Annotated in this window: 24 protein-coding genes; 9 read left to right on the forward strand and 15 right to left on the reverse strand. The window is 67.5% G+C overall.

Annotated elements, in window-relative coordinates; genetic code table 11:
• Positions 1–20: 20 nt before the first annotated feature.
• From PM1_RS18920 to PM1_RS18975, 12 genes are all read right to left on the reverse strand, one after another.
• Positions 21–1,319 carry an MFS transporter gene (locus tag PM1_RS18920; RefSeq protein WP_009619273.1) on the reverse strand — a complete coding sequence of 433 codons (1,299 nt, stop codon included), beginning with the start codon at positions 1,317–1,319 and terminating at the stop codon, positions 21–23.
• 305 nt (positions 1,320–1,624) lie between these two features.
• Entirely contained in the window at positions 1,625–1,894 is a 270-nt protein-coding gene (locus PM1_RS18925; RefSeq protein ID WP_009619271.1) for a hypothetical protein, read from the reverse strand.
• A gap of 167 nt (positions 1,895–2,061) precedes the next feature.
• On the reverse strand, positions 2,062–2,976 hold the full coding sequence (ppk2, locus tag PM1_RS18930; protein WP_009619269.1) for a polyphosphate kinase 2: 915 nt from the start codon (positions 2,974–2,976) through the stop codon (positions 2,062–2,064).
• 562 nt (positions 2,977–3,538) lie between these two features.
• Positions 3,539–3,991 (reverse strand): PaaI family thioesterase, encoded by a 453-nt coding sequence (locus PM1_RS18935; RefSeq protein ID WP_009619267.1) that lies wholly within the window; start codon positions 3,989–3,991, stop codon positions 3,539–3,541.
• A gap of 81 nt (positions 3,992–4,072) precedes the next feature.
• Positions 4,073–4,474 carry a hypothetical protein gene (locus PM1_RS18940; protein WP_238603219.1) on the reverse strand — a complete coding sequence of 134 codons (402 nt, stop codon included), beginning with the start codon at positions 4,472–4,474 and terminating at the stop codon, positions 4,073–4,075.
• A gap of 136 nt (positions 4,475–4,610) precedes the next feature.
• On the reverse strand, positions 4,611–5,081 hold the full coding sequence (locus PM1_RS18945) for a hypothetical protein (protein WP_009619263.1): 471 nt from the start codon (positions 5,079–5,081) through the stop codon (positions 4,611–4,613).
• Between the two features lie 262 nt (positions 5,082–5,343).
• Positions 5,344–6,129, reverse strand: coding sequence for a phosphate ABC transporter ATP-binding protein PstB (gene pstB / locus PM1_RS18950; RefSeq protein ID WP_009619262.1), 786 nt, complete (start codon positions 6,127–6,129; stop codon positions 5,344–5,346).
• Complete coding sequence (pstA, locus tag PM1_RS18955) at positions 6,129–7,001, reverse strand: phosphate ABC transporter permease PstA (protein ID WP_009619261.1); 873 nt, start codon at positions 6,999–7,001, stop codon at positions 6,129–6,131. The genes pstB and pstA overlap by 1 nt, the downstream gene beginning before the upstream one ends.
• 1 nt (position 7,002) lies before the next feature.
• Positions 7,003–7,968 carry a phosphate ABC transporter permease subunit PstC gene (pstC, locus tag PM1_RS18960; RefSeq protein ID WP_371263856.1) on the reverse strand — a complete coding sequence of 322 codons (966 nt, stop codon included), beginning with the start codon at positions 7,966–7,968 and terminating at the stop codon, positions 7,003–7,005.
• Between the two features lie 95 nt (positions 7,969–8,063).
• Entirely contained in the window at positions 8,064–9,080 is a 1,017-nt protein-coding gene (gene pstS / locus PM1_RS18965; protein WP_009619259.1) for a phosphate ABC transporter substrate-binding protein PstS, read from the reverse strand.
• Positions 9,081–9,315: 235 nt separating this feature from the next.
• Positions 9,316–9,471: a hypothetical protein gene (locus tag PM1_RS18970; protein ID WP_009619258.1), complete on the reverse strand. Its 156-nt coding sequence runs from the start codon at positions 9,469–9,471 to the stop codon at positions 9,316–9,318.
• Positions 9,472–9,533: 62 nt separating this feature from the next.
• Positions 9,534–10,658 (reverse strand): M14 family metallopeptidase, encoded by a 1,125-nt coding sequence (locus PM1_RS18975; RefSeq protein WP_009619257.1) that lies wholly within the window; start codon positions 10,656–10,658, stop codon positions 9,534–9,536.
• 353 nt (positions 10,659–11,011) lie between these two features.
• On the opposite strand from PM1_RS18975, the gene PM1_RS18980 reads away from it, so the two are divergent.
• The 4 genes from PM1_RS18980 (at position 11,012) to PM1_RS18995 (ending at position 14,242) form a co-directional block, all read left to right on the forward strand.
• A complete protein-coding gene (locus tag PM1_RS18980) occupies positions 11,012–11,284 on the forward strand; it encodes a hypothetical protein (RefSeq protein WP_009619255.1) in 273 nt (90 codons plus the stop codon).
• 498 nt (positions 11,285–11,782) lie between these two features.
• Positions 11,783–12,793 (forward strand): GlxA family transcriptional regulator, encoded by a 1,011-nt coding sequence (locus PM1_RS18985; protein ID WP_009619254.1) that lies wholly within the window; start codon positions 11,783–11,785, stop codon positions 12,791–12,793.
• Between the two features lie 23 nt (positions 12,794–12,816).
• The gene (locus PM1_RS18990) at positions 12,817–13,059 is read left to right on the forward strand and encodes a DUF1272 domain-containing protein (protein ID WP_009619253.1); all 243 of its coding nucleotides are present in this window, start codon (positions 12,817–12,819) and stop codon (positions 13,057–13,059) included.
• A gap of 13 nt (positions 13,060–13,072) precedes the next feature.
• Entirely contained in the window at positions 13,073–14,242 is a 1,170-nt protein-coding gene (locus tag PM1_RS18995) for an MFS transporter (RefSeq protein ID WP_152604503.1), read from the forward strand.
• Between the two features lie 378 nt (positions 14,243–14,620).
• On the opposite strand, the gene nfuA is transcribed toward PM1_RS18995, so the two are convergent.
• Complete coding sequence (gene nfuA, locus PM1_RS19000) at positions 14,621–15,205, reverse strand: Fe-S biogenesis protein NfuA (protein WP_009619251.1); 585 nt, start codon at positions 15,203–15,205, stop codon at positions 14,621–14,623.
• 156 nt (positions 15,206–15,361) lie between these two features.
• Positions 15,362–17,650 carry a fatty acid cis/trans isomerase gene (locus tag PM1_RS19005; RefSeq protein ID WP_009619250.1) on the reverse strand — a complete coding sequence of 763 codons (2,289 nt, stop codon included), beginning with the start codon at positions 17,648–17,650 and terminating at the stop codon, positions 15,362–15,364.
• A gap of 175 nt (positions 17,651–17,825) precedes the next feature.
• Here PM1_RS19005 and metH point away from each other — a divergent pair, with 175 nt between their 5' ends.
• The 5 genes from metH to PM1_RS19030 all read left to right on the forward strand — a co-directional run bounded on the left by metH (position 17,826) and on the right by PM1_RS19030 (position 25,098).
• Positions 17,826–21,518: a methionine synthase gene (metH, locus tag PM1_RS19010; protein ID WP_009619249.1), complete on the forward strand. Its 3,693-nt coding sequence runs from the start codon at positions 17,826–17,828 to the stop codon at positions 21,516–21,518.
• A gap of 21 nt (positions 21,519–21,539) precedes the next feature.
• Entirely contained in the window at positions 21,540–21,890 is a 351-nt protein-coding gene (locus PM1_RS19015) for a 50S ribosome-binding protein YggL (protein ID WP_009619248.1), read from the forward strand.
• 839 nt (positions 21,891–22,729) lie between these two features.
• Positions 22,730–23,383: a potassium channel family protein gene (locus PM1_RS19020; RefSeq protein WP_009619247.1), complete on the forward strand. Its 654-nt coding sequence runs from the start codon at positions 22,730–22,732 to the stop codon at positions 23,381–23,383.
• Between the two features lie 133 nt (positions 23,384–23,516).
• Complete coding sequence (locus tag PM1_RS19025; protein ID WP_009619246.1) at positions 23,517–24,842, forward strand: MATE family efflux transporter; 1,326 nt, start codon at positions 23,517–23,519, stop codon at positions 24,840–24,842.
• A 37-nt stretch (positions 24,843–24,879) separates the two neighbouring features.
• Positions 24,880–25,098 carry a DUF2970 domain-containing protein gene (locus PM1_RS19030; protein ID WP_009619245.1) on the forward strand — a complete coding sequence of 73 codons (219 nt, stop codon included), beginning with the start codon at positions 24,880–24,882 and terminating at the stop codon, positions 25,096–25,098.
• Here PM1_RS19030 and PM1_RS19035 read toward each other — a convergent pair.
• The gene (locus PM1_RS19035; protein ID WP_024128312.1) at positions 25,095–26,174 is read right to left on the reverse strand and encodes an ABC transporter substrate-binding protein; all 1,080 of its coding nucleotides are present in this window, start codon (positions 26,172–26,174) and stop codon (positions 25,095–25,097) included. The genes PM1_RS19030 and PM1_RS19035 overlap by 4 nt on opposite strands.
• Positions 26,175–26,453 lie beyond the last annotated feature (279 nt).

A 26,453-nucleotide genomic window follows, 5' to 3' on the forward strand; every position in this document is an offset into this window, starting at 1 on the left:
GCGGGCGGCCCGGTGGTGGCTCAGCGGGCTTGCAGGGCGGTGGCGGGTGCGGCGCCTGCCCTCCCCTGCGGGAGGCTGTGCCAGAACGGCACCAGCAACAGGCAGGCGGTCAGCGCGGCGCAGGTGAAGAGGATGAACACCGAGAAGGTGTCGAAATAGCCGGGCAGCAGGCCGCCGAGGATCGCCCCCACCGAACCGCAGCCGTTGACGAAGCCGGTGGCGGTGCCGGCGGCCTGGCGGGTGCCGAAGTCGATGGCAGCGGCGCCGCTGATCATCGAGTCGGGACCATAGAGGGTGACGCCCATCAGGAACAGCAGCCCCACCACCAGGTACAGGTTGCCGCTGAGCAGCACCGGGGTGAACAGCGCCAGGCACGCCGCCAGCGCCAGCAGGCTGAGCACGCAGGCGGGCATGCGCCGGGCGCCGAACAGCCGGTCCGAGGCCAGGCCGATGAGGATGGGCCCGAGCAGGCCGGCGACCTCGAAGGCGGTGGGGACGACGGCGGCGGCGACCTTGCCGATCTCCGGCATGCGTTCGTAGATGATCACCGGGCCCCAGAACAGGATGGCGTAGCGCGCCGGCTTGAGCAGAAAGTAGGCCAGCCCCAGGACCAGCACGGTGCGGTTGCGCAGCACCTGGCGCAACGCGTCCCACAGGCCGGTGGTGGCTTGCGCCTGCGTTTCCTGTTCGTCGTCCGCTGGCGGCAGGCCGACGTCTTCCGGGCGGTTGCGCTGCAGCAGCAGGAACAGGCAGCCCACGGCCAGCACCACGCCGGCGGAGGCGCTGAAGGCTACCTGCCAGTCGTCGCTGAGCTGGTAGGCGCACCAGCCGACGAAGGGCGTGGCCACCAGGCCGCCGAAGGCGTAGCAGGTGCTCCAATAGCCCATGGCGCGGCCGCGCTCGGCGGTGGAGAAGAAGCCGCCCATGTTCTTGCACAGCCCCGACCAGCCGGTGGACTGCGCCAGGCCCTGGACGACCATGCAGGTGGCGAAGATCGGCACGGTGGCGAAGGTGCCCATGGCCAGCGCCGCCAGGGCCGAGACGAACAGCCCGCCGCCCACCACCACGCGCGGGCCGAAGCGGTCGGCGAAGCTGCCCCAGACGAACTGGCCCACGGCGTAGGCGGCGAGGTAGAGGGCGTCCAGGTCGGCCATGGCCGCCTTGTCGAGGACGAAGCCGGGGTCTTCGCCGATGCCGAGCTTGGCTACGGAGAAGGCCTTGCGGGTGAAGTAGAAGGCGGCGTAGGCCAGCCAGGTGATGGCGAAGATCTGGATGCGCCAGCGCTGCCGGGCCGTCCAGCCGCCGCTTCGAATCTGCATGGTGGTGGTCCCCCATTGGTTGTTCTTGTCGTGGGTGCGACCGGTGCACGGCAAGGCCTGGTCCGGCGCGTGGGGGCGATCTTAGGGGTGGCGCGCCGTGCAGAACTTGACCGCCGGCTCACGCGGCGAACCCCTGGGGTCAAGTCCCACAACGCTCGGCGCAATTGCGGAAATCAGCTACGGCAAGGGCGAGGCAGAACTGTCGGAAATCTGCGCGTCTCCGGCAAGAGTGTGGCGTGGGCAGGTGACGGGCGGGGCTTTGGCGGCGGACCGGGATTCAGAGGGCGTTTGCCTGGCGTTGGCGCTCAGGTGCCCAGGTAGCGCTCCGGCCAGCGCAGCTCCCAGGCCTCCAGTTCGGTGCCGCTGGGTGGGCGGCAGCCAGCGCGCAACGGCGCCACGGCCGCCGGCGGGCTGGGCAGGTCGCAGTGGATGGCGGGGTTGGCGCTGGCGTAGCGGCGCGCGGCCTCGGCGCAGGCTGAGGCTTCGTCTTCACTGGCGCATACGATGAAGAACGTCCCCAGGAAGACCTTCCATGCGGGCGGATCACCATCGGTCTGTTCGATCCGGATGTCCATGGGCCCAAGCATAGCCACACATTTATTACGGGAAGGCGCAGGTCGTCGCCTGGGTGGGGGGCCGCTGGTCGGGGTGGTAATGCCAGGTTCGATGCCGAGTGGACGGTGGCCGAGGTCAAACGGCGGATAACGCCAGAGGCGTTATGCGCCCTACGCCAGGCCTGGGCTCAATACTGCTCCGGCACCAGCATTTCCGCCGGCGTGGGGATGCGCACGTAGTCGGCGTGGCGCTGGCGCGCCGGCAGTTCGATGGGCTTGTGCGCCACTTCTTCGTAGGGCACCTGGCCGAGCAGGTGGTGGATGCAGTTCAGCCGCGCGCGCCTCTTGTCGTCCGCCTGCACCACCCACCAGGGCGCCTCGGCGATGTGGGTGCGTTCGAGCATGGTTTCCTTGGCCTTGGTGTAGGCCTCCCAGCGCCGCCGCGATTCCAGGTCCATGGGGCTGAGCTTCCATTGCTTGAGCGGGTCGTGGATGCGGCTGAGGAAGCGCAGGTGCTGCTCCTCGTCGGTGATCGAGAACCAGTACTTGACCAGTTGGATGCCCGAACGCGCCAGCATGCGCTCGAACTCCGGCACGCTGCGGAAGAACTCTTCGTACTGCTCGTCGTTGCAGAAGCCCATCACCCGCTCCACCCCGGCGCGGTTGTACCAGCTGCGGTCGAACAGCACGATCTCCCCCGCCGCCGGCAGGTGCGAGACGTAGCGCTGGAAGTACCACTGGGTGCGTTCGCGGTCGTTCGGCGCCGACAGCGCGGCGACACGGCACACGCGGGGGTTGAGACGCTGGGTGATGCGCTTGATCACCCCGCCCTTGCCTGCGGCGTCGCGGCCTTCGAAGAGCACCACCAGCTTGTGCCCGGTCTTGACCACCCAGTTCTGCAGCTTCACCAGTTCGCCCTGCAGGCGGAACAGTTCGCCTAAGTAACGCTGGTGGGCCAGGCGCTGTTCGAAGTTTTCCAGGGTGTCGGCGCGCAGGCCGTCGAGGTCGTAGAGCTCCTGCCAGTCGAGCTCGAGTTCCTCGTCGCGGTCGTCGAGCGCCTCCTGGCGGATGCGCTGGGGCAGGGTCTTGTCGTTGAGCAGCATGGGTCAGCACTCGCAAGGTCGGTATGGGCCGTCACTGGCTCCGTCACTCAGGCGTGACATTTTCATGACAGAAAAATGTAGTTACGACTGATGACAGAATCATGACAAAAGACCTTTCGAGAACACGAAAAACTGCGGGCCAGAGCGGTTGGGGATGGCAGGAGGCCATGGGGAGGGATCGTGGACGGAGTCCGCTCCTACGGGGGGGAACACTGCGATTTCCCAGCTGCGGGCCCTGCCCGCGATTCGCGCGCAGGGCGCGCTCCTACAGGGGAGCGGCGCGGCTGGGGCAGCGTAGGAGCGGATCTCATCCGCGATTCGCGCCGATACCTCCGGCAAACACCAGACCCGTAGGATGGCGTTGAGCGAAGCGATACCCATCACCACGACCGCATGGGTTTCGCCAAGGCTCAACCCATCCGTTGAGGCGCGCCTTCGCGCAGCCGGCAAGACAGTTGCTCCTACGGGTGCACGTTGTAAGCGGATCTCATCCGCGAATCGCGCCGGTGGTTCAGGTTATCGCGGACAAGGTCCGCTCCTACAGTCATTCCGGGGCGCAGGCTCAGGCGTCGATCACCGGGCGCTGTTTGTTCTGGTACTTGAAGGTGCCGCTGGCGGTGGCCACGGTTTCGCCCGCGGCGTTGCGGACTTCGGCCTCGCAGAAGGCGATGGAGCGGGTGCGGTGGCGGACCTGGCCGAAGGCTTCGAGCACTTCACCGACGTCGCCGCCGGGGCGCAGGAAGCTGGTCTTCATTTCGACGGTCACGCAGCCGCGGCCTTCCTCGTCGACATGGCTGCAGGCCAGGGCCATGGCCACGTCGAGCAGGCTCATGAGCACGCCGCCGTGGGCGTTGCGCCAGCCGTTGAGGTGCTCGCGCTCCACGCGCAGCACCAGGTGGCCATCGTGCTCGCCGGCGCCGGCCGGCTGGTAGCGGAACTTCAGGTGGTCGAGAAAGGGAATCTCGATGCCACGGTATTTGGTGTAGGACTGCAGGTGCGAAGGGTCGAAGCTCATGGGCCATCCGGTGGAAGTTGACGGGCAGGATCATTTCAACGCATCGGCGGGTCCCGGCGTATCACTCCTTGGGATGAATCTTCAACGGCGCCCCTTGCGGCTGCGCTCGCCGTCGCGCTGCAATTCCACCGCCTGGACGAACAACTCGTCCACCATCAGCGTCTGGATGGGTTCCTCGCACAGCAGCGACAGGCTCATGGATTCGATGGCCTGGTTGTATTCCAGGCGCGCGATGCCGCACAGCAGGATGCGCTGGTTGAAGCCGACGCGGCCGCGGTCGATCAGTTGCTCGCGGACGGTCTCGCCGTCCTGGTAGCTGACTTTCAGTGTCACCTGGGTGTCGCCAGCGGTGGCCAGGTGCAGCCACACCGCGACGTTGAAGTCGGCGCGCCAGCCGCGCCCGACCTTCTTCGCTACGGCCTGCTGGATCAGGTGCCGGGGAACGTGGCTGATGAGTCTGCTGTGGGATTGCATGGAAGACATGTGCACAAACGTGGGTTCACTGCGGAAGACCGCAGTCTAGGCAAGGGAGTTCAGCGATGCAGCCAGCATCGGGTAGCGTCCCGTATCGGTTCCGATACAAGGCTTGAGGCCGGCGCGAGGGCCGGCCGGGGCGGGGTCAGCCGAGGAGGTCGAGGCTGGGCTGGGTTCGTTCGACGCCATACATCTGCTTCAGGGCCACCGGAGTGGCAGTGGGTGCGACCGGCTGGCTGCCGGAGTCGGCCTGCTGCGTGATCTTTTCCCTGATGCGCTGGGCTATTTCGTTCTCGATGCGCTCGCGGTCCTCGGCGGGCATGGCGTCGAGCTGTTCCTGGGTGACGTCCATGTCCTGCATGACGCTGTGCCGCAGCTTTTCGCCGGGACTGAGCTTCATGTAGGCGAGGAATTCGTCCAGGGGGCCGCCGCCACTCTGCGCGGCGCCGCCGGAGGATGCTACCGCGCCGGAGGGCGCCTCGCTCGTACCGCTCGTCGTCGCGCTTGCGCTGCTGGCGTTGGCCAGGTAGCTGGCGAACTCGCTGGCGCCGGCGACCACGCCGCGCACCAGCTTGGTCGCCAGGCCGATGCCGCTCAGGCCGTCGATGATGTTCATGGGCAGGTCTCCCGTGCCGAAGGGGGGAGCCTGTATCGGGCAAGAAACACGCCAGGATGCCGGCCGGCGGTCATGACGGCGCCGCCCTCCCCTGTAGGAGCGAGCTTGCTCGCGAACCGCATGGCAGCGTCGCCCGTTCGCGAGCAAGCTTGCTCCTACGCAAGGCAAACGCCTGCCAGGCTGCGGCAAGGCTTTGCCGGCGCCGCAATGAAAACGCCCACCGCGGCGTGCACCGTGGCGGGCGTCGGGTTAACGCCTGGGCTCAGCCGAAGCGACCGGTGATGTAGTCCTCGGTCTGCTCCTTGGCCGGCTTGGTGAACAGGGTGTCGGTGTCGCCGAACTCGATCAGGTCGCCGAGGAACATGAAGGCGGTGTAGTCCGAGCAACGCGCCGCCTGCTGCATGTTGTGGGTGACGATGACCACGGTGAACTCCTGCTTGAGTTCGGTGATCAGCTGCTCGATGCGCCCGGTGGAGATCGGGTCCAGCGCCGAGGTCGGCTCGTCGAGCAGCAGCACCTGGGGCTTGAGCGCGATGGTGCGGGCGATGCACAGGCGCTGCTGCTGGCCGCCGGAAAGGCCCTGGGCGCTGGCGTTCAGCTTGTCTTTCACTTCGTCCCACAGGGCCGCACCGCGCAGGGCCTGCTCGACGCGGTCGTCCATCTCGCGGCGGCTGACCTTTTCATGGTGGCGCACCGCGTAGGCGATGTTCTCGTAGATGGTCATCGGGAACGGCACCGGCTTCTGGAACACCATGCCCACCTGGCTGCGCAGGCGGTTCATGGAGTAGCCGGGGGCGAGGATGTTCTCGCCGTTGAGCAGCACCTCGCCGCGCGCTTCCTGCTTCGGGTACAGGGAGTAGATGCGGTTGAAGATGCGCAGCAGGGTCGACTTGCCGCAGCCGGACGGGCCGATGATGGCGGTGATGCACTTCTCCGGGATGTCCATGTTGATGGACTTGAGCGAACGGTGCTCGCCGTAGAAGAACTCCAGGTCGCGAACGCGGATCTTGGTGCGTTCGGCGGCGATGGCGGTGGTCATGGCAGTCATCAGGATGCCCTATTGCGCAGAAGGATGAGACGGGAGGTGAGGCTGAGCAGCAGTACGAATAGGGTCAGCACCAGGGCGCCGGCCCAGGCCAGGGCGTTCCAGTCGCTGAAGGGGCTCATGGCGTACTGGAAGACCACGACGGGCACGCTGGCCATGGGCTTGAGCAGGTCGCTGCTCCAGAACTGGTTGCCGAAGGCGGTGAACAGCAGCGGCGCGGTTTCGCCGGTGATGCGCGCCAGGGCCAGGAGGATGCCGGTGATCACCCCGGCGCGGGCGGCGCGCAGGACGATCTGCAGGGTCAGCTTCCATTGCGGCACGCCCAGGGCCAGCGCGGCTTCGCGCATGGTGGTCGGCTGCAGCTGGAGCATTTCGTCGGTGGTCCGCACCACCACCGGGATCACCAGCAGGGCCAGGGCCAGGGCGCCGGCGATGGCGGAGAAGCCCACGCGGTGGTCGGTGAGGTAGTTCAGCGGCAGGATCACGCTGGTGTAGACGAACAGGCCCAGGACGATGGACGGCGCCGACAGCAGGATGTCGTTGATGAAGCGCACCACGGTGCCCATGCGGGTGTGGCGGGCGTATTCGGCCAGCCAGATGCCAGCCATCAGGCCGATGGGGGTGCCGATCAGCAGCGCCAGCGCGCTCATCAGCACGCTGCCGTAGAAGGCGTTGGCCAGGCCGCCCTCGGCTCCCGGTGGCGGCGTCATCTTGGTGAACAGGTTGAGGTTCAGCGCCTCGATGCCGTGGCTGATGGTGGTCAGCAGGATCCACGCCAGCCACATCAGGCCGAACAGGGTGGCGCCGCAGCTGAGCAGCATGGCGGCGCGGTTCTTCAGCGCGCGGGTGCGATACAGGCTTTCGTTGCCGGCCATGTCACTTGCCCTCCTTCTGGGCCAGGCGCAGCAGCATCAGGCGAGCGGCGGCGAGAACGATGAAGGTGACCACGAAGAGCAGGAAGCCCAGGGCGATCAGCGAGGAGCGGTGCAGGTCGGTGTAGGCCTCGTTGAACTCGTTGGCGATCACCGAGGCGATGGAGCTGCTGGGCATCAGCAGCGAGGCGGAGAAGTGCTGCGAGTTGCCCAGCACGAAGGTCACCGCCATGGTCTCGCCCAGGGCGCGGCCCAGGCCGAGGAAGATGCCGCCGACCACCGCCGAGCGGGTGTAGGGCAGGACGATGTCCCAGACCACTTCCCAGGTGGTGTTGCCCAGGGCGTAGGCCGATTCCTTCAGGGTGGTCGGTACGCTGTTGAACACTTCGTTCATCACCGAGGTGATGAAGGGGATGATCATGATCGCCAGGACGATGCCGGCGCTGAGCATGCCGATGCCCAGCGGCGGGCCCTGGAACAGGCCGCCGATCAGCGGCAGCGCGCCCAGGTAGTCGTTCAGCCAGGGGGCGATGTGCTGGGCCATGAACGGGCCGAAGACGAACAGGCCCCACATGCCGTAGATGATCGAGGGGATCCCGGCCAGCAGCTCGACGGCCGCGGCCACCGGCATGCGCAGCCACGGCGGCGCCAGCTCGGTGAGGAAGATGGCGATGCCGAAGCTGACCGGTACGGCGATCAGCAGCGCCAGGAAGGAGGTGACCAGGGTCCCGTAGATCGGTACCAGGGCGCCGAATTTGTTGTTCACCGCATCCCATTCGGTGCTGGTGAGGAAGTCCAGGCCGAAGTGCGAGAAGGCCAGGCTGCCGCCCCACAGGGTGGAGCCGGCGACGCCGGCGAGCAGCAACAGCACCAGCAGCGCGGAGCCGAACATGGCGTTGCGGAACCAGCGGTCGTGGCGCTGGTCGCGCTGGGCGCGGTCTTCGGCTTCGGCGGCCTTCAGGTTGGGCATGGCGAGGGACGGTGAGGATTCGGTAGACATCGGTTCATCCAAGCAAGTGAACCGCCGCACGGGGTTCCGGGCGGCGGTCCTGGTCATTCACCCGATCAGCGGGCGAAGTCCGACTTCCAGTAGCCTTCGATGCGCTTGACCAGGGACTCCGGCAGCGCCACGTAGTCCAGGGCGGCGGCCTGCTGCTGGCCGTTCTCCAGGGACCACTTGAAGAAGTGGAAGGCGGCCTGGGCCTGTTCCGCGTTCTTCGGTTGCTTGTACATGATGATCCAGGTGGTGGCGGTGATCGGCCACGCGGTGTCGCCCGGGGCGTTGGTCATCAGCAGGTTGAAGTCCTTGGCGTTGGCCCAGTCGGCGGTGTCGGCGGCAGCCTGGAAGCTCTTGGTGTTGGGCTGCACGAACTTGCCGGCGGCGTTCTTCAGCGAGGCGTAGGCCATCTTGTTCTGCAGGGCGTAGGCGTACTCGACGTAGCCGATGGAGTTCTTGATCTGCTTGACGTAGGCGGAGACGCCTTCGTTGCCCTTGCCGCCCATGCCGACCGGCCAGGGTACGGTGGTGCCGAAGCCGATCTTGTCCTTCCACTCCGGGCTGACCTTGGACAGGTAGTTGGTGAAGTTGTAGGAGGTGCCCGAACCGTCGGAACGGCGGACCACGGTGATCTTGGTGGCCGGCAGCTTCAGCTCGGGGTTCAGCGCGGCGATGGCCGGGTCGTTCCAGTCGGTGATGCTGCCGAGGAAGATCTTGGCCAGGGTTTCACCGTCCAGGTGCAGCTTGCCCGGCTCGACGCCGTCCAGGTTGACCACCGGCACGATGCCGCCGATCACGCTGGGGAACTGGCCCAGACCGGCCGCTTTCAGGTCGTCGGCCGACAGCGGGGCGTCGGAGGCGCCGAAGTCGACGGTGGCGGCCTTGATCTGGGCGATGCCGCCGCCGGAGCCGATGGACTGGTAGTTGATGCGATTGCTGGAAGACTTGCTGTATTCCTGGGACCACTTCGACAGCACCGGGTAAACGAAGCTGGAGCCGGCGCCGGTGACATCAGTGGCATGGGCCAGGCCGGTCAGGGCCATGGAAGCCAGCAGGACGGACAAGCGGGTTTTGCTGAGCAGCATCACGTCAATACCTCAATATGGGAGGAAGTCCGGGAAGTCCCCGGTTGGTTAGAAGACGTGATGATTTAATGCCGTGAATGTGTACGCTTTATGACAGCGAGATTAATAATCCGCGTACTGGCAACTTAATGGCAGCGCGGGTGTCCGCCCTCCCTTTGCCACTCGGCCCGGCCAGGGCTGCCAGGGCAGGCGCCCTATACGCACCCGGCCGGCGGCCGGGTGCGCGGCGCGCCGGTCAGGCCGGCGCTGCGGCCAGGCGCGGGCGATGGTCGCCCGTGCGGTTCTTGCGGACTTCGCGGCGTTCGCGGAAGTCCAGTTCCTCCATGGCCTCCATGCGTTCCTGCAGGTCCTCGATCTCCTGGGGGGTCAACAGCTTGCGCGTCCTGTACATGGACACCTCCGCATGCAAGTTCCTCACAGCTTTAGACTGGCATGCGGCGGCGAAGATTCCAGTCAGCGCAGTTCTTCCACCAGGCTCGACAGCGTCGAGAGCACCGCGCCGGCCAGGCGCTTGGCGCGCGCGCCGCTCCAGCCGGTGCGGGCATCCGGGGCCAGGTCGTGGTCCTTGAACGGCATCTCCAGGGTCAGCGCCAGGCACTGGTAGGTTTTGCCGACGTGGTTGCAGGCCAGCGTCATGTTGGCCTTGCCCGGCGCGCTGCGCGGGTAGCCGTGCAGGCTCTGGAACTCGCCACGCTCCTCCAGGCGCTTGCGGAACTCCGCTTCGAGGTAGGCCTGGCGCTCGCTGTAGCCGGGGTTGCCCTCGCAGCCGGCGGCGAACACGTAGGGGATTTCCTCGTCGCCGTGGATGTCGAGGAACAGGTCGACGCCCTGCTGGCGCATGTGCGCCTGGACGAACAGCACTTCCGGGCTGTTCTCGGCGCTGGGCGAGGCCCAGGCGCGGTTGAGGTCGGTGCCGGCGGCGTTGGTGCGCAGGTGGCCGCGGAAGGCGCCGTCGGGGTTCATGTTCGGCACCAAGTACAGCTCGGCGTGCTGCAGCAGGTAGTCGAGTTCCGCATCCTTCTGCTGCAGGCGCTCGATCAGGCCTTCCATGAACCATTCGGCCATGTGCTCGCCGGGGTGCTGCTGGGCGATCAACCACAGCTTGCGCGTGGCCTGCGGGTTGCGGCGGATGCGCAGCAGCGGGATGTCGCGGCCCTCGATGCTGCGCCCGGTGGCCACCAGCTCGGCGCCGGCCTGCTCGATGGCCTGGCGCACCAGCGCGGCATGGCGCTCGCGGCTGTAGGGCTCGAAGTAGGCGAACCAGGCCCGGGGCTGCTCGGCGTCGAGGCTGAAGCGCAGCGACTGGCCGTCGTAGCGGCTGTCCACGCGGAACCAGTCGCGCTGGTCGTAGGAGGCCACCGCGCGGTAGCCCGGCCAGCCGCCGGTGTAGCTGGAGTGCCCGGCGTTGGTCAGGTCGAAGGTGTAGCGCTGGCCCGGGGTCAGGCCGTCGGCGCGGAAGTGGAACCACTGGAAGTGCGGGCTGTTCAGGTCCGGGCGCAGGGCCAGGCGCACGTCCTGCGGGTCGCTGGCATCCAGCACCTGGATGTTGCCGCTGTCGAAGTCGCAGCGAATCTCCATGAAACCTCCTCAGGCAAAAGCGGATGCAAAGCCCCTATCTTGCGGCGCCCTGCCCCGGCTGTCACGAATTGGCCGTGGAAAAGCCGAACCAAGGGCACGCGGCCCCTGCGACGCAACGGCGCACCCCGCAAGTTCGATGAAAGCCGCGTGGCAGAGCCATTTATCGGCGGTTTCCCGGAAGATTGCCGGCAATTTTCCGGTTTCCAATGCGACAACCTTGTGCACAAAAGCGACAGGCGTTGTGACTTTTTGCGCGGCTCGCGGTGTCAATGGGTTGTACAGATCGGACGGATCAGTGAAGCGCCGTCCCCTTAACAGAGCAATGGATGACCTGCGCAGAGAGTGTAACCACCATGAACGCGACCCTTCGTTTCAACGAGGCTCTGCTGATCACCGGACGAGCCTTCCAACCCTTCCACTGCGTCACCTGGATCGACCAGTCCGGCGGCGACGGCAGCCTCGACCTGTCCGTCCTCGACCGCACCGGCACTCGCCTGCTGGGCCTGACGCGCATTCCCTGCACCGAATACTCCGACCCGGCGCGCCTGGCCGACCTGCTGACCCAGGCCCGCGAAGAGCTGAACCGCGAAGGCTATGACCTGCAGGAATGGCATATGCCGGAGTGAGGCCCAGGGCCTTGCCGCCCGGAGCTTGAAAAGCGCCGTTTTCCTCGGGGAGGGAAACGGCGTTTTTTATTTCCGGCGGGGCGTTTTGGGCGAGGGCTGTTGTAGGAGCGAGCTTGCTTGCGAACAGCGTTTCCTGGGACGTAGGTGTCCTGGATTGATTCCGCTCCCTCACCCCAGCCCTCTCCCAGAGGGAGAGGGGGCCGTTTGGAGCGAGCTGGAGGTCCGGCGTTCTCCTGGCAGTCCCATCGGCGAACCGCAGTCACAGGATCACGCCGAACCCACAACCTGCAGAGGACAGCCCCCTCTCCCTTCAGGGAGAGGGTTGGGGAGAGGGGACGGAGTTGAGCCGGACTACGAAATAACCGGGAAACACCTTTCGCGAGCAAGCTCGCTCCCACGAAAAGCCACCGAGCGATTGGCAAGATCCGTGGGGCCCATGTCATTGCCGCCACTCCCCACCCGGCGCACACTCCCGGCAAACCCCGGGAGCCGCCCGCCATGCCCGCCATCCGCCGCATCGCCTGCCTGATCTACCCCGACGTGATGAGCTTGGACGTCACCGGCCCGCTGCAGGTGTTCGCCTCGGCCAACATCGAGCGCCAGCGCCAGGGCCTGTCGGCGCCCTACGAGTTGCTGGTGCTGGGCGAAAACGAAGGCCCCGTGGCCACCTCCGCCGGCCTGCGCATCTGCGCCGACGCCACCTGGGCCGATACCGACGCCGCCAGCCTCGACACCCTGCTGGTCCCCGGCGGCCTGGGCGTGGAGGCGCAGTGCGCCAACCCCGCGCTGCTGGCATGGCTGCGCGCCGCCGAAGGCCAGGTGCGGCGCCTCGGCTCGGTGTGCTCCGGCGCCCTGCTGCTGGCCGCCGCCGGGGTACTCGACGGGCGCAGCGCCACCACCCACTGGGCCGACGTCGACACCCTGCGCGAGTGCCACCCCGCAGTCCACGTGCAGGGCGACCGCCTGCACACCTACGACCCCAGCCGCCGCGACGGCGACGACCACGTGTTCACCTCCGCCGGAGTCACCGCCGGCATCGACCTGGCCCTGGCGCTGGTGGAGGCCGACCTCGGCCGCCCGCTGGCCCTGGCCGTGGCCCGGCGCCTGGTGATGTTCCTCAGGCGGCCCGGCGGGCAGGCGCAGTTCAGCGCCTGGCTGACGCCCGAGCCGGTGCGCGCACCGCGCCTGGCCGCGTTGCTGGAGTGGATTCCGGCCAACCTCGGCGCCGACCTGTCGCTGGAAGCCCTGGCCGAGCAGGCCTGCATGAGCCCGCGCACCCTGTCGCGGGTGTTCATCAATGAGCTGGGCGTAGCACCCGGCCGCTATGTCGAGAGGGTGCGCCTGGAGGCCGCCCGCGCCCTGCTGCAGGACGCCCGGGCGTCGATCGCCACCGTGGCCCGGCTGTGCGGCTTCGGCCACCCGGAGAACCTGCGGCGCACCTTCCACAAGCACCTGGCGGTGAGTCCCCAGGAATACGCCGAACGCTTCGGCCAGCTCACCGACGTCTGATCCCCAGTCAGAAGGACCTCGCCATGCTCGAACTGCGCCCCAACTGCGAATGTTGCGACCGCGACCTGCCGGCCGACAGCACGGACGCGCGCATCTGCACCTTCGAATGCACCTTCTGCCGCGACTGCGCCGAAAGCGTGCTCGGCGGCCAGTGCCCGAACTGCGGCGGCGAACTGCTGCAACGGCCACGGCGCCCGAGCGAGGCGCTGCTGCGCCACCCGGCCTCGACGCAGCGGGTGCTCAAGCCCGGCGGCTGCCGGAACTGAGGGCGCGGACATGCTGCTACTGCGCAACGGCGCGCTGCGCCTGCTGTTCCTCGGCCAGGCGCTGTACTGGTCGTGCTCGCTGATCGGCATCACCCTGACCTCGCTGATCGGCGCGCAACTGGCGCCGCTCAACGGCCTGGCCACCCTGCCCCTGGCCCTGCTGGTGCTGGGCAACCTGCTGGCGGTGCAGCCGCTGTCGCTGTTCATGCAGCGCCACGGCCGCCGCCCCGGGCTGATGCTCGGCGCCGCCGGCGGCGTGCTCGGCGGGCTGACCTGCGCCCTGGGCGTGCAACTGGGCTCGTTCTGGCTGTTGTGCCTGGGCGCCCTGCCCATCGGCGCCTACCAGGCCTCGGCGATGTACTACCGCTTCGCCGCCCTGGAAGCGGTGGGCGAGACCGAGAAAGGTCGAGCCAGCGCCTATGTGATCGGCGGCGGAGTGTTGGCCGCACTGCTCGCCCCGAGCCTGGCGCTGTGGGCCCGCGAGGCGCTGCCCACGCCCTTCGTCGGCGCCTACCTGGCCATCGCCGCGTTGGCGCTCGTCGGCCTGCTGCTGATGGCGCGCCTGCGCGAAGGCGCCGCGCCTCGCCCACCGCACGGCGGCATCGCAGCCATGCGCGCCCTGCTCGGCCGGCCGCTGGTGCGCGCGGCCATGGCCTGCACCGCCGCCGGCCACGGGCTGATGATCCTGATCATGAACGCCACGCCGCTGGCCATGCAGTTCTGCGGGCTGTCCCTGGAAAGCTCGGCGAGCGTGATCCAGTGGCACATCCTCGGCATGTTCCTCCCGGCCTTCGTCGCCGGCCCGCTGGTGGACCGCCTGGGCAGCCGCCGCGTGGCCCTGCTCGGCATCGCCCTGCTGGCGGCCAGTGCAGCCGTGGCCCTGGCCGGCCTGGACCACGGCCACTTCCTGGCCAGCTCGCTGCTGCTGGGCATGGGCTGGAACCTGCTGCTGGTGGCCGGCACCACCCTGCTCGGCGAAGGCCATGGCGCGGACGAGCGCGGCCAGGCGCAGGGGCTGATGGAGCAAGGCAACAGCCTGATGGCGGCGCTGATGTCGTTCAGCTCCGGCGCGCTCATCACCAGCCTGGGCTGGAGCGCGGTGAACCTGCTGGTGTGGCCGGTGCTGGCATTCGCCCTGGCGCTGCTCTGGCCGGCGCGCCGACGCCAGCCGGCCAGCGCCTGAGCCACGGTATTCCTCCCCCGTAGGAGCGGACCTTGTCCGCGATAGCCGGCCATCCCGGCGCGATTCGCGGATGAGATCCTACGCCGCCCCACCCGCGCCATTCCATGTAGGAGCGCGCCCTGCGCGCGAATCGCGGGCAGGGCCCGCTCCTACAGGTAGCCTGGAAGCACGGTCCCCCCCGTAGGAGCGGACCTTGTCCGCGATAGCCGGCCATCCCGGCGCGATTCGCGGACAAAGTCCGCTCCTACGCTGCCCCACCCGCGCCATTCCCATTGTAGGAGCGCGCCCTGCGCGCGATTTCGCGGGCAGGGCCCGCTCCAGGTAGAACCACAAAAAAGCCGCCCCTCGGGGCGGCCTTCTTGCCGAAACACCCACCACTCAGTAGTAGGCGTTTTCCTTGTTGCTGTGGTCGGTGACGTCGCGCACGCCCTTCAGTTCCGGGATGCGTTCGATCAGGGTCTTCTCGACGCCGTCCTTGAGGGTCATGTCGACCATGCCGCAGCCCTGGCAGCCGCCGCCGAAGCGCAGCACGGCGATGTTGTCCTCGACCACCTCGACCAGGCTCACCTGGCCGCCATGGCTGGCCAGGCCGGGGTTGATCTCGGTCTGCAGGTAGTAGTTGATGCGTTCGTTGATCGGGCTGTCTTCGTTGACCATCGGCACCTTGGCGTTCGGCGCCTTGATGGTCAACTGGCCGCCCATGCGGTCGGTGGCGTAGTCGACCACGGCGTCTTCCAGGAAGGGCTCGCTGATGCCGTCGACCCAGGCGGTGAAGTCCTTCAGGCCGATCGGGGTGTCTTCCGGCTTCTGTTCGCCCGGCTTGCAGTAGGCGATGCAGGTTTCCGCGTACTGGGTGCCCGGCTGGGTGATGAAGATGCGAATGCCGATCCCGGGGGTGTCCTGCTTGACCAGCAGTTCGGCCAGGTAATCCTGGGCAGCTTCGGTAATGGTGATGGCGCTCATGGCAACTCCTCGCAAACGTGGGGGCAGTTTACGCCATTCGCCCGCCCCGGATAAAGCCCTACCAATTTAGTAGGAATAGTTCGCAAGTAGCGGCTTCAAGCTTCAAGCTTCAGGCCGCAGGCTCCAAAGCGCTCCTGCCTGCCGCCTGCAGCCGCCTCAAAGATTTTCATAGCGATTCATGTCGAGGATGCCCGCCTCCACCGGCTCGGTCTCGCGCAGGTAGGCGTCGAGGTCGTGGAAGTAGCGCCAGAACTGCGGGTTGCTGCGGCGGATGCCCCAGCGCTCCACCACCTTGTCGAAATCTTCCTGGCTCTGCACGCGCTCCAGGGCCGAGACGAAGTCGCCGGCCTCCTCCGCCTTGAGGTCGAAGATGAAGTTCGGGTAGCTGGAGAGCACGCCCGGGTAGATGGTCAGGGTGTCCAGCCCCGGCTGGTAGCGCAGCGACTCGCCGAGCATGAAGGCGACGTTGCTGTGCGCGCGGTTACGCAGCGCCGTGTAGATCTCGCGTTTCCCGCCGGGCAGCTCGACGCGCAGGATGGTCGCTTCGGGGAACTGCTCGATCACCTTGAGCCCCGCCGCCGGGCGGCTGACCAGGCGGCTGAAGGCCTGCTCGGCGTCCTGCAGCGGGCGCGGGACGCTGCGCCGGTAGCAGCCGCCGTCCTGGCACAGGTTGATCGGGTCGGGCCGCGCATCGAGGCTGGCGTAGCGGCTCAGCAACTGTACGGCGAAGGCGTTCTTGGCGCCCTTCTCCGGCAGGTCCAGGCCGCTGGGCGCGTCGTTGTCGAGGTTCTGGTAGTCCAGCCACATCTTCAGCCGGCCGCTGTTCTGGTACCAGTCGTCGAGCAGGTGCTTGCGCGCGGCCACCGGCATCAGGCGCAGGAAGTTCTGCTCGGCGCCGTTGCGGATCAGGTCGAAGTACAGCCGCGTCTGCGCCTGGTGCGAGACGTTGCCGTAGACGTCGAAGTTGACCACCAGCTGGTAGTAGGTGCGCTCCAGCAGCGGGTAGTCCATCCACCACAGCGTCTGCGGGACGCCGCCGATCAGGCCCTTGCGCACCGAGGCGCTGTCGTACTGGCGGAAGATCGACAGCAGCGCGTTGTCGTTGCCGCGCCAGATGTCCGCCCAGGTCGGCGCCGGGGCCTCTTCGTAGGCGTCCAGGCGCAGCGCCTCGTATTCGTTGCGCTTGTCGCGGTAGCTGGTCCATTGCTGGAGCATCTGGCCCATGTCGTCGATCTGCCCGGGCAGGCCCAGCAGCGGCGTGGCCTTGGCCCGGTACGCCGGGTCGGTGACGTAGAGGTCGTGGGCCGGATCCTGGAAGATCGCCCAGAAGTTGTCGCGGATCACGTCGGTGGCGATCTGCCCGCGGCACACCGGGCCGCGGATGAAGGTGCGGACGAAGTACTCGGCGTTGTCCAGCATGAACTGGTAGCGCGCCCGCGCCGGGATGGCGGCGAAGGTCTCGAAGGGGTTGGCGCGGTGCTGCAGGCCGTAGCCGGGCACCTTGTCGGCCGCCCAGGCGCCGGCGAAGAACAGCTCGCGGGTATGCGCCAGCTTGGCCGGGCTCAGCGGGTAGGTGATGTGCGTCTTGTGCACGATCACGCCCTGGATCGGCCACAGGCGATAGTAGAAGGCCGCGCCGGGGTCGTCGTTGGGCCGCCGCGTGGCGATGGGGTCGATGGGCTGGCCGCTGGGCGTGCGCGAGCGCACCAGCTGGAAGAAGTGCCCCGGCGCGCCCTGCTCTTCGAAGTACAGGTGGGCGAGGAACAGGTGCTCGTAGAGCCAGCGCGAAACCAGGCTCTCGCGGGCGCCGGGCTGGTTCAGGAAGCGCTCCCATTCGCCGATCTGCCGCGCCTCGCCGGCGCCGGGCTGCCAGGCCTGCTCGTCCACCGGCGCGCCCTCGGCCAGCCATTGCTTCAGGGTGGCGTACTGCTGGGCGCTGAGGCCGGTGACGGCGAAGGGCATGCCGCTGCGCGGGTTCTTCTGCACGAACTCGTCGATGCTGTCCGGCGTCGGGCACTGGTTGCTGCGGTTGATCGACAGGTCCAGGCCTTCGGGGATCTTCGCGTTGGGCACCAGCGGGTGGGCCTGGCCGAGGTCGAGCATGCGCTGCATCAGCGCCGCCTGGCCGCCGCGGGCGTCCAGCACCGACCAGAAGTCCTTGCGCCGCCAGGCGTCGGCGCCGTGGGCATCGAGGAACAAGCGCGTGGTTTCCTGGGCCTTGGTGCGGGTGCCGTCGTACACCGGCAGCTTGTTGGCGCCGCGCTGGGCGCCCTCGGCGGCGCTCAGGTTGAGCTGGCACGGCGAGTCGTAGCAGGCATGGCAGGCCACGCACTTGTCGGTGAAGATCGGCTGTATGTCCTTGCTGTAGGAAATGCCGGCTGCCTGGGCAACGGCTGAAAGCAGCATGAACGCAATGGTCAACGCAAAGGATGCGCGCAAGGACATCGGGGACTCCATACCTCGTGAATAGGCGGATTCTAGCGGCTCCGCGGGCTTTTGCGGCCAACCGATGGCCGGTACAACATGAACTGCGCTCATGTAAAAGCCCGGTCGGCTCAAATCCCCTGCAGGTTTGCTATCATCAGCGACCCTTTGCCACAGCCGTTTCCAGGTAGTTCCCATGTCCGATCGTGCCGCCCGCCAGCAAGCCCTGCAGAAAGCCCTGAAGGAGCGCATCCTGATCCTCGACGGCGGCATGGGCACCATGATCCAGAGCTACAAGCTGCAGGAAGAGGACTACCGCGGCGAGCGCTTCGCCGACTGGCCGAGCGACGTGAAGGGCAACAACGACCTGCTGCTGCTCAGCCGCCCGGACGTCATCCAGGCCATCGAGAAAGCCTACCTGGACGCCGGCGCCGACATCCTCGAGACCAACACCTTCAACGCCACCCAGGTGTCCCAGGCCGACTACGGCATGGAAGAACTGGTCTACGAGCTGAACGTCGAGGGCGCGCGCCTGGCCCGCGAAGTGGCCGACGCCAAGACCGCCGAGACCCCCGACCGGCCGCGCTTCGTCGCCGGCGTGCTGGGCCCGACCAGCCGCACCTGCTCGATCTCCCCGGACGTCAACGACCCGGGCTTTCGCAACGTCACCTTCGACGAGCTGGTGGCGAACTACAGCGAGGCCACCCGCGGCCTGATCGAGGGCGGCGCCGACCTGATCCTGATCGAGACCATCTTCGACACCCTCAACGCCAAGGCGGCGATCTTCGCCGTGCAGGGCGTCTACGACGAGCTCGGCTTCGAGCTGCCGATCATGATCTCCGGCACCATCACCGACGCCTCCGGGCGCACCCTGTCGGGGCAGACCACCGAGGCCTTCTGGAACTCGGTGCGCCACGCCAGGCCGATTTCCGTCGGCCTGAACTGCGCCCTCGGCGCCAAGGACCTGCGCCCCTACCTGGAGGAGCTGGCGACCAAGGCCGACACCCACGTTTCCGCGCACCCCAACGCCGGCCTGCCGAACGCCTTCGGCGAATACGACGAGACCCCGGCGCAGATGGCCGAGGTGGTCGAGGAGTTCGCCGCGTCCGGCTTCCTCAACATCATCGGCGGCTGCTGCGGCACCACCCCGGCGCACATCCAGGCCATCGCCGAGGCGGTGGCCAAGTACCCGCCGCGGGCGATCCCGGAAATCCCCAGGGCCTGCCGGCTGTCGGGCCTTGAGCCGTTCACCATCGACCGCAGCTCGCTGTTCGTGAACGTCGGCGAGCGCACCAACATCACCGGTTCGGCGAAGTTCGCCCGGCTGATCCGCGAGGAGAACTACGCCGAGGCCCTGGAAGTGGCCCAGCAGCAGGTGGAAGCCGGCGCCCAGGTGATCGACATCAACATGGACGAGGGCATGCTCGACTCCAAGGCGGCGATGGTGAAGTTCCTCAACCTCATCGCCGGCGAGCCGGACATCTCCCGCGTGCCGATCATGATCGACTCCTCCAAGTGGGAGGTGATCGAGGCGGGCCTCAAGTGCATCCAGGGCAAGGGCATCGTCAACTCCATCTCCATGAAGGAAGGCGTCGAGCAGTTCAAGCACCACGCCCGCCTGTGCAGGCGCTACGGCGCCGCGGTGGTGGTGATGGCCTTCGACGAGGCCGGCCAGGCCGATACCCAGGCGCGCAAGGAAGAAATCTGCCAGCGCTCCTACGACATCCTGGTCAACGAAGTGGGCTTCCCGCCGGAGGACATCATCTTCGACCCGAACATCTTCGCGGTGGCCACCGGCATCGAGGAGCACAACAACTACGCGGTCGACTTCATCAACGCCTGCGCCTACATCCGCGACAACCTGCCCTACGCGCTCTCCTCGGGCGGGGTGTCCAACGTGTCCTTCTCGTTCCGCGGCAACAACCCGGTGCGCGAGGCCATCCACTCGGTGTTCCTCTACTACGCCATCAAGAACGGCCTGACCATGGGCATCGTCAACGCCGGCCAGCTGGAGATCTACGACGAGATCCCGAAGGAGCTGCGCGACAAGGTCGAGGACGTGGTGCTCAACCGCAACCCGGACGCCACCGAGGCGCTGCTGGCCATCGCCGACGACTACAAGGGCGGCGGCTCGGCCAAGGAAGTGGAAGACGAGGAATGGCGCAGCCATAGCGTCGAGAAGCGCCTGGAGCACGCCCTGGTCAAGGGCATCACCACCTACATCGTCGAAGACACCGAGGAATGCCGGCAGAAGTGCGCGCGGCCCATCGAGGTCATCGAAGGCCCGCTGATGAGCGGCATGAACGTGGTCGGCGACCTGTTCGGCGCCGGCAAGATGTTCCTCCCGCAGGTGGTCAAGTCGGCCAGGGTGATGAAGCAGGCGGTGGCCCACCTGATCCCCTTCATCGAGGCGGAGAAAGGCGACAAGCCCGAGGCCAAGGGCAAGATCCTCATGGCCACGGTGAAGGGCGACGTGCACGACATCGGCAAGAACATCGTCGGCGTGGTGCTGGGCTGCAACGGCTACGACATCGTCGACCTCGGCGTGATGGTGCCGGCGGAGAAGATCCTGCAGACCGCCATCGCCGAGAAGTGCGACATCATCGGCCTGTCCGGGCTGATCACCCCATCGCTGGACGAGATGGTCCACGTCGCCAAGGAAATGCAGCGGCAGAACTTCAGCCTGCCGCTGATGATCGGCGGCGCCACCACCTCCAAGGCGCACACCGCGGTGAAGATCGACCCGCAGTACAGCAACGACGCGGTGGTCTACGTCACCGACGCCTCGCGCGCGGTGGGCGTGGCCACCACCCTGCTGTCGAAGGAAATGAAGCCCGACTACGCGCGCAAGCTGCGCGAGGAGTACGCCGAGGTCCGCGAGCGCACCGCCAACCGCAGCGCCCGCACCGAGCGCCTGAGCTACGCGGCGGCCATCGCCGCCAAGCCGCAGTTCGACTGGGCCGGCTACCAGCCGCCGGTGCCCACCTTCACCGGCGTGAAGGTGCTGGAGGACATCGACCTGAACGTGCTGGCCGAGTACATCGACTGGACGCCCTTCTTCGTCTCCTGGAACCTGGCCGGCAAGTACCCGCGCATCCTCAGCGACGAAGTGGTCGGCGAAGCGGCCACCAGCCTGTTCAACGACGCCCAGGACATCCTGCGCAAGCTGATCGACGGCAAGCTGATCAAGGCCCGCGCCGTGTTCGGCTTCTGGCCGGCCAACCAGGTCAACCACGACGACCTGGAGGTGTACGCCGAGGACGGCCACAAGCTGGCCACCCTGCACCACCTGCGCCAGCAGACCATCAAGCCCGACGGCAAGCCGAACTTCAGCCTGGCCGACTTCGTCGCACCCAAAGACAGCGGCATCAAGGACTACGTCGGCGGCTTCATCACCACCGCCGGCATCGGCGCCGAGGAAGTGGCCAAGGCCTACGAGGCCCAGGGCGACGACTACAACGCGATCATGGTCAAGGCCCTGGCCGACCGCCTCGCCGAAGCCTGCGCCGAATGGCTGCACGAGCGCGTGCGCAAGGAATACTGGGGCTACCAGCCCGAAGAACACCTGGACAACGACGCGCTGATCCGCGAGCAGTACGTCGGCATCCGCCCGGCCCCCGGCTACCCGGCCTGCCCGGACCACACCGAGAAGGGCACCCTGTTCCAGCTGCTGGACCCCAAGGGCCTGTCCGGCGTCACCCTCACCGAACACTACGCCATGTTCCCGGCGGCCGCGGTCAGCGGCTGGTACTTCGCGCATCCGCAGGCGCAGTACTTCGCCGTGGGCAAGGTCGACAAGGACCAGATCGACGCCTACAGCGCCCGCAAGGGCCAGGACGTGGCGGTCAGCGAACGCTGGCTGTCGCCGAACCTGGGCTACGACGCCTGATCCGCCTTCCAGGAGCGAAAGATGAAATACCTCACCCCCGAACAGATGGAAAAACCGCGCAAGCGCCGCCTGCGCAAGAAACTGCGCCTGGCCGAGTTCAAGGAACTGGGCTTCAGCCTGGAAGTGAACTACAGCGGCGACCTGGACGAAGTGCTGGACCAGTGGATCGCCTTCGTCGAATCCCAGGGCTGGCTGTTCGTCGGCGGCGCCACCGAGGACGGCGAGTTCACCGGCTACCTGTGCCTGAACGCCGTCGGCAGCCTCGACGAAGCCGACCGCGAAACCGTCCGCCAGTGGCTGCAGAACCAGGCCTGGTGCACCTCCTCCGAGCTCGGCGAGCTGAGCGACTGCTGGCACGGGCTGCTCGACTGACGGAGCCCTGCGCATCCGGGCAATCGTGGACGGATGGAGGCCCTCGTAGGATGGGTTGAGCGAAGCGATACCCATCGCCATGGCCGCATGGGTTTAGCAGGCTCAACCCATCCTACGAAAAGCACCTCGGCGCCCCTGCCCCGCGGACCTTGTCCGCGATAACCGGAACCTCCGGCGCGATTCGCGGATGAGATCCGCCTACACCACCCCACCCACACCATTCCCTGTAGGAGCGCGCCCTGCGCGCGAAATCGCGGGCAGGGCCCGCTACAATTCCAGGGAGGTACGGTCGTAGGAGCAACTGACTTGCCGGCTGCGCCGAAGCGCTTTTCGTAGGATGGGTTGAGCCTTGGCGAAACCCATGCGGCCATGGCGATGGGTATCGCTTCGCTCAACACCATCCTACGAAAAGCCGTGCTCGCTCATGCGGTAGGAGACCTTGTCCGCGATAGCCGGACGCCTCGGCGCGATTCGCGGATGAGATCCACACCTACGCTGCCCCACCCGCACCATTCCCCTGTAGGAGCGCGCCCTGCGCGCGAATCGCGGGCAGGGCCCGCCCAATCCACTGTGAGGCATGGCATTTCCCCGTAGGAGCGGACCTTGTCCGCGATAGCCGGAACCTCCGGCGCGATTCGCGGATGAGATCCGCTCCTACGCTGCCCCACCCACACCATTCCCTGTAGGAGCGCGCCCTGCGCGCGAAATCGCGGGCAGGGCCCGCTCCTACAGTTCGCCGGGAGGCATGGCGCCTCCCAATAGGAGCGGACTCCGTCCGCGATCCGGCCCGCAGGGCCGGCAGCGGCTATGGTTAAGTCGACCCGTAACCGAGCGACATCATGCCCGCCCTCGCCCACCTCAAGCGCCACCCCTCCGCCATACTGCTGTTCGTCCAGTTGCTCGGCGTGCTGCTCTACCCCTGGATGGACGACAGCACCCTGGGCCGCGCGCTGTTCGGCGCCTTCGGCCTGCTGGTGCTGGGCCTGGCGCTGCAGGTGGTCAAGCGCAGCCCGGTGCATAGCTGGGTCGCCGCGGTGCTGGCCTTGCTGGTGCTCACCCTCGGCCTGCTCGACCTCTGGCTGGCCAGCCGCATGCTGGAGCTGCTGGTGCCGGCGCTGGAGGCGGCCTTCTATTTCTATGCCGCGGCCAGCCTGATCGCGTACATGAACGCCGACCAGCGCGCCACCACCGACGAGCTGTACGCCGCCGGCGCCACCTTCACCCTGCTGGCCTGGGCCTTCGCCCATCTGTTCAGCTTCTGCCAGTTGGCCGTCCCCGGCAGCTTCAGCGCCGCGCTGGACGCCGATGCGCCGCGCACCTGGACCGAGCTGCTGTTCCTCAGTTTCACCACCCTGTCCGGGGTCGGCCTGGGCGACATATTGCCGCTGACGCCCGCGGCCCGCTCGTTGGTGATGATCGAGGAATTTGCCGGCGTGATGTACCTCGCCCTGGTGGTTTCGCGGCTGATCGCCATGAGCGTCAGCCGTCGCTGAAGCCGGGCCCGCGCGACGATCGAGCGGGCATCGCCGCGCCCGTTACGCTAGGCTTTGGCATGAGGGGCGCGGTCACCGGCACGCCGCCGCCCTCGACCAACAATCGCCGGATCACCTGCAGTTCGGGGACGCCATGCTAGAGCGCGAGCGCCTTCGCAATATCCTCTGCCTGGGGCTGCCGATCATCGGCGGCATGCTCAGCCAGAGCCTGCTCAACCTGGTGGATGCCGCCATGGTCGGCCACCTGGGGGAAAAGTCCCTGGCCGGGGTGGGCATCGGCAGCTACGCCAACTTCGTCGCCATTTCCCTGGTCATGGGCCTGGGCGCCGGCGTCCAGGCGCTGGTGGCGCGGCGCCGCGGCCAAGGGCGCGACGGCGACCTGGCCGCGCCGCTGAACTGCGGACTGCTGGTGGCCCTGGGCCTGGCCCTGCCCATCAGCCTGGCCTGCCTGCTGTTCGCCAGACCCATTGTCAGCCTGCTGTCGCCCGACCCCGAGGTGCTGGCCATTGGCGTGCCCTACTTCGAGTGGCGCACGCTCTCAGTGCTGGCCGTGGGCCTGAACTTCTCCTTCCGCGGCTACTGGAACGGCACCCGCCGCTCGGGCACCTACATGCGCACCCTGGTGGTCATGCACCTGGCCAACGCCGCCATCAGCTACAGCCTGATCCACGGCCTGTTCGGCCTGCCGCGCATGGGCGCGGTGGGCAGCGGCCTGGGCACCACCCTGGCGCTGTACCTGGGCTCGGCGATCTACGCCTGGATCACCTGGCGCGACGCCCGCCAGCACGGCTTCCTCGCGCGCCGCCCGAGCGAGCGGGAAATCCGCGTGATGCTGCGCCTGTCGCTGCCCAACTCGCTGCAGCAGTTCTTCTTCGCCGCCGGCATCACCTTGCTGTTCTGGATCATCGCCCAGGTCGGCACCCGCGAACTGGCGGTGGCCCACGTGCTGATCAACCTGGCGCTGTTCCTGATCCTGCCCGGCATCGGCCTGGGCATGGCGGCCACCACCCTGGTCAGCCAGTGCATGGGCGAGCGCGACTTCGACAGCGCGCACCGCTGGGGCTGGGACGTGGTCAAGGTCGCCGCCTGCGGCCTGGCGCTGCTGGGCACGCCGTTCTGGATGTTCCCCGAGGCCATCCTGCGGCTGTTCGTCAGCGACCCGGCGCTGATCGAGCTGGGCCGCGTGCCACTGATGTTCACCGGCCTGGGCATGGTCATCGACGCCACCGCCCTGGTGCTGACCCAGGCGCTGCTCGGCGCCGGCGCCACGCGCACGGTGATGGCCGTCAGCCTGGGCAACCAGTGGCTGTTCTTCCTGCCCCTGGCCTACCTGGTCGGCCCGGTGCTGGGCGGCGGCCTGCTGGCGATCTGGAGCATGCAGATCATCCAGCGCGGCCTGGCCTCGGCGATCTTCGCGGTGATGTGGCAGAAGCGCCAGTGGACGCAGATAGAGCTCTGAGGCCGGCTATGCTTATCCCACAGCAAAGGAGGCTTGCATGAACGACGATCCGCAGAACCGCCCGCCGAGCTTCTGGCAGATGCTGCAAAGCGTGCTGGCCGCCGCCTTCGGCGTGCAGAGCGGGAAGAACCGCGCCCGCGACTTCACCCATGGCAAGCCCAGCCACTTCATCGTCCTCGGCGTGGGCTTCACCCTGGTCTTCGTCCTGTTGCTCTATGCCCTGGTGCGCCTGGTGCTGCACCTGGCCGGCGTCTAGTCCAGCAGCGGCTGCAGGGAGAAACGGTAGGCCTTCTGCTTCGGGTGCAGGGCCAGGCTGAAGTCGCGGAAGTCCAGGCCATAGCCGGGACGCGCCAGGTTGGCGCGCAGTTTCTGCGCGCGGCGTTTGTCCAGCAGGATGAACACCGGCAACTGGCGGTCCTTGCCGCCATAGGCGGCGAAGTCCACCCCGGCGTCGTAGTCGTGCAGCAGGACCATGGCCCAGCCACCCAGGGTGAAATGGCCGCTCATGGCCACGCTGATGCTGCCGTCGATCACCGCGCCGAGTAGCTCCGGGGAGTTGTTCAGGCCGCTGAACAGCATGTCGCGCCCCGGCACGCGGCCTGCCTCGCGGGCCGCCTTCATCGCGCCGAAGGCCATCTCGTCGTTGGCCGACCACACCAGCCGCACCTGCGGGTAGCGGCGCAGCAGCTGCTGCGCCTGCTCATAGGCGCGCTGGCGGTCCCAGCCGCCATACACCACCTGCAGCAGCCGGGCCCGCGGGAAATCGGCCAGGGCCCGGCGCATGCCCTGCTCGCGCAGTTGCGCCACCGGCGCCTGGGCCAGCCCGGAGAAGGCCAGCAGGTCCAGCCCCCGCCCCGCCGCCGCGCCGGCCTGGAGCAAGCCGTGGGCCATCAGGTAGCCCGCCTCCTCCTCGTTGGCCACCAGGCTGCCGATCCAGTTGCGGTAGCGCTCGCGGCTGCCGCCGACGATGCGCTGCTGGTCGGTGGTCAGCATGTTGTTCACGGCGAACAGGCGCACCGGGGTATCGGCGAACAGGCGCAGCAGTTCCGGGCCGATGTAGCCCTCGTTGGTGAACACCAGGTAGTCGGGCAACTGGCCGTCGCGCAAAAGCTCGCGCGCCTGCTGCAGCGAGCGTTGCGGGTCGCGCTCGGCGTAGAGCACGCGCAGCGGCATGCCCAGGTCGCCGGCGGCGGCCTGCATGAAGTGGGTATAGCTGACCCAGTAGGGCTCGTTGGACCGCCCCGGGTTGAGGAACACCACCGACGCCGCCTGGCAGCCCAACGACAGCGACAGACCGACGACCAGCAACCAGGACCTGCACAGAAGACTCAAGAACCCACACCCCACCGACCGGAAGCCGGCGAAGTATAGCCATTTGCCTTCATTGTGTTCGCCCACCCCTGACCGGTGGAGCTAAATTATTGATGGCTCACCCAGAATATCGCCGTAGCCACCACCAGCAGGATGAGGATCAAGGCCGCGCGGGCGTCGATCACGCTGTCGCGGTTTTCGTTACGGGATTCTTCGCTCATGTTTCCCCCATTTGTTATTGCTGTTTTCGGTGGACCCACCAGCAGTTAAGACCAGGGCACGGGCAGCGACAAGGCGCGG

The sequence above is a fragment of the Pseudomonas sp. M1 genome (assembly GCF_022760135.1).
Taxonomy (GTDB): Bacteria; Pseudomonadota; Gammaproteobacteria; order Pseudomonadales; family Pseudomonadaceae; genus Pseudomonas; species Pseudomonas citronellolis.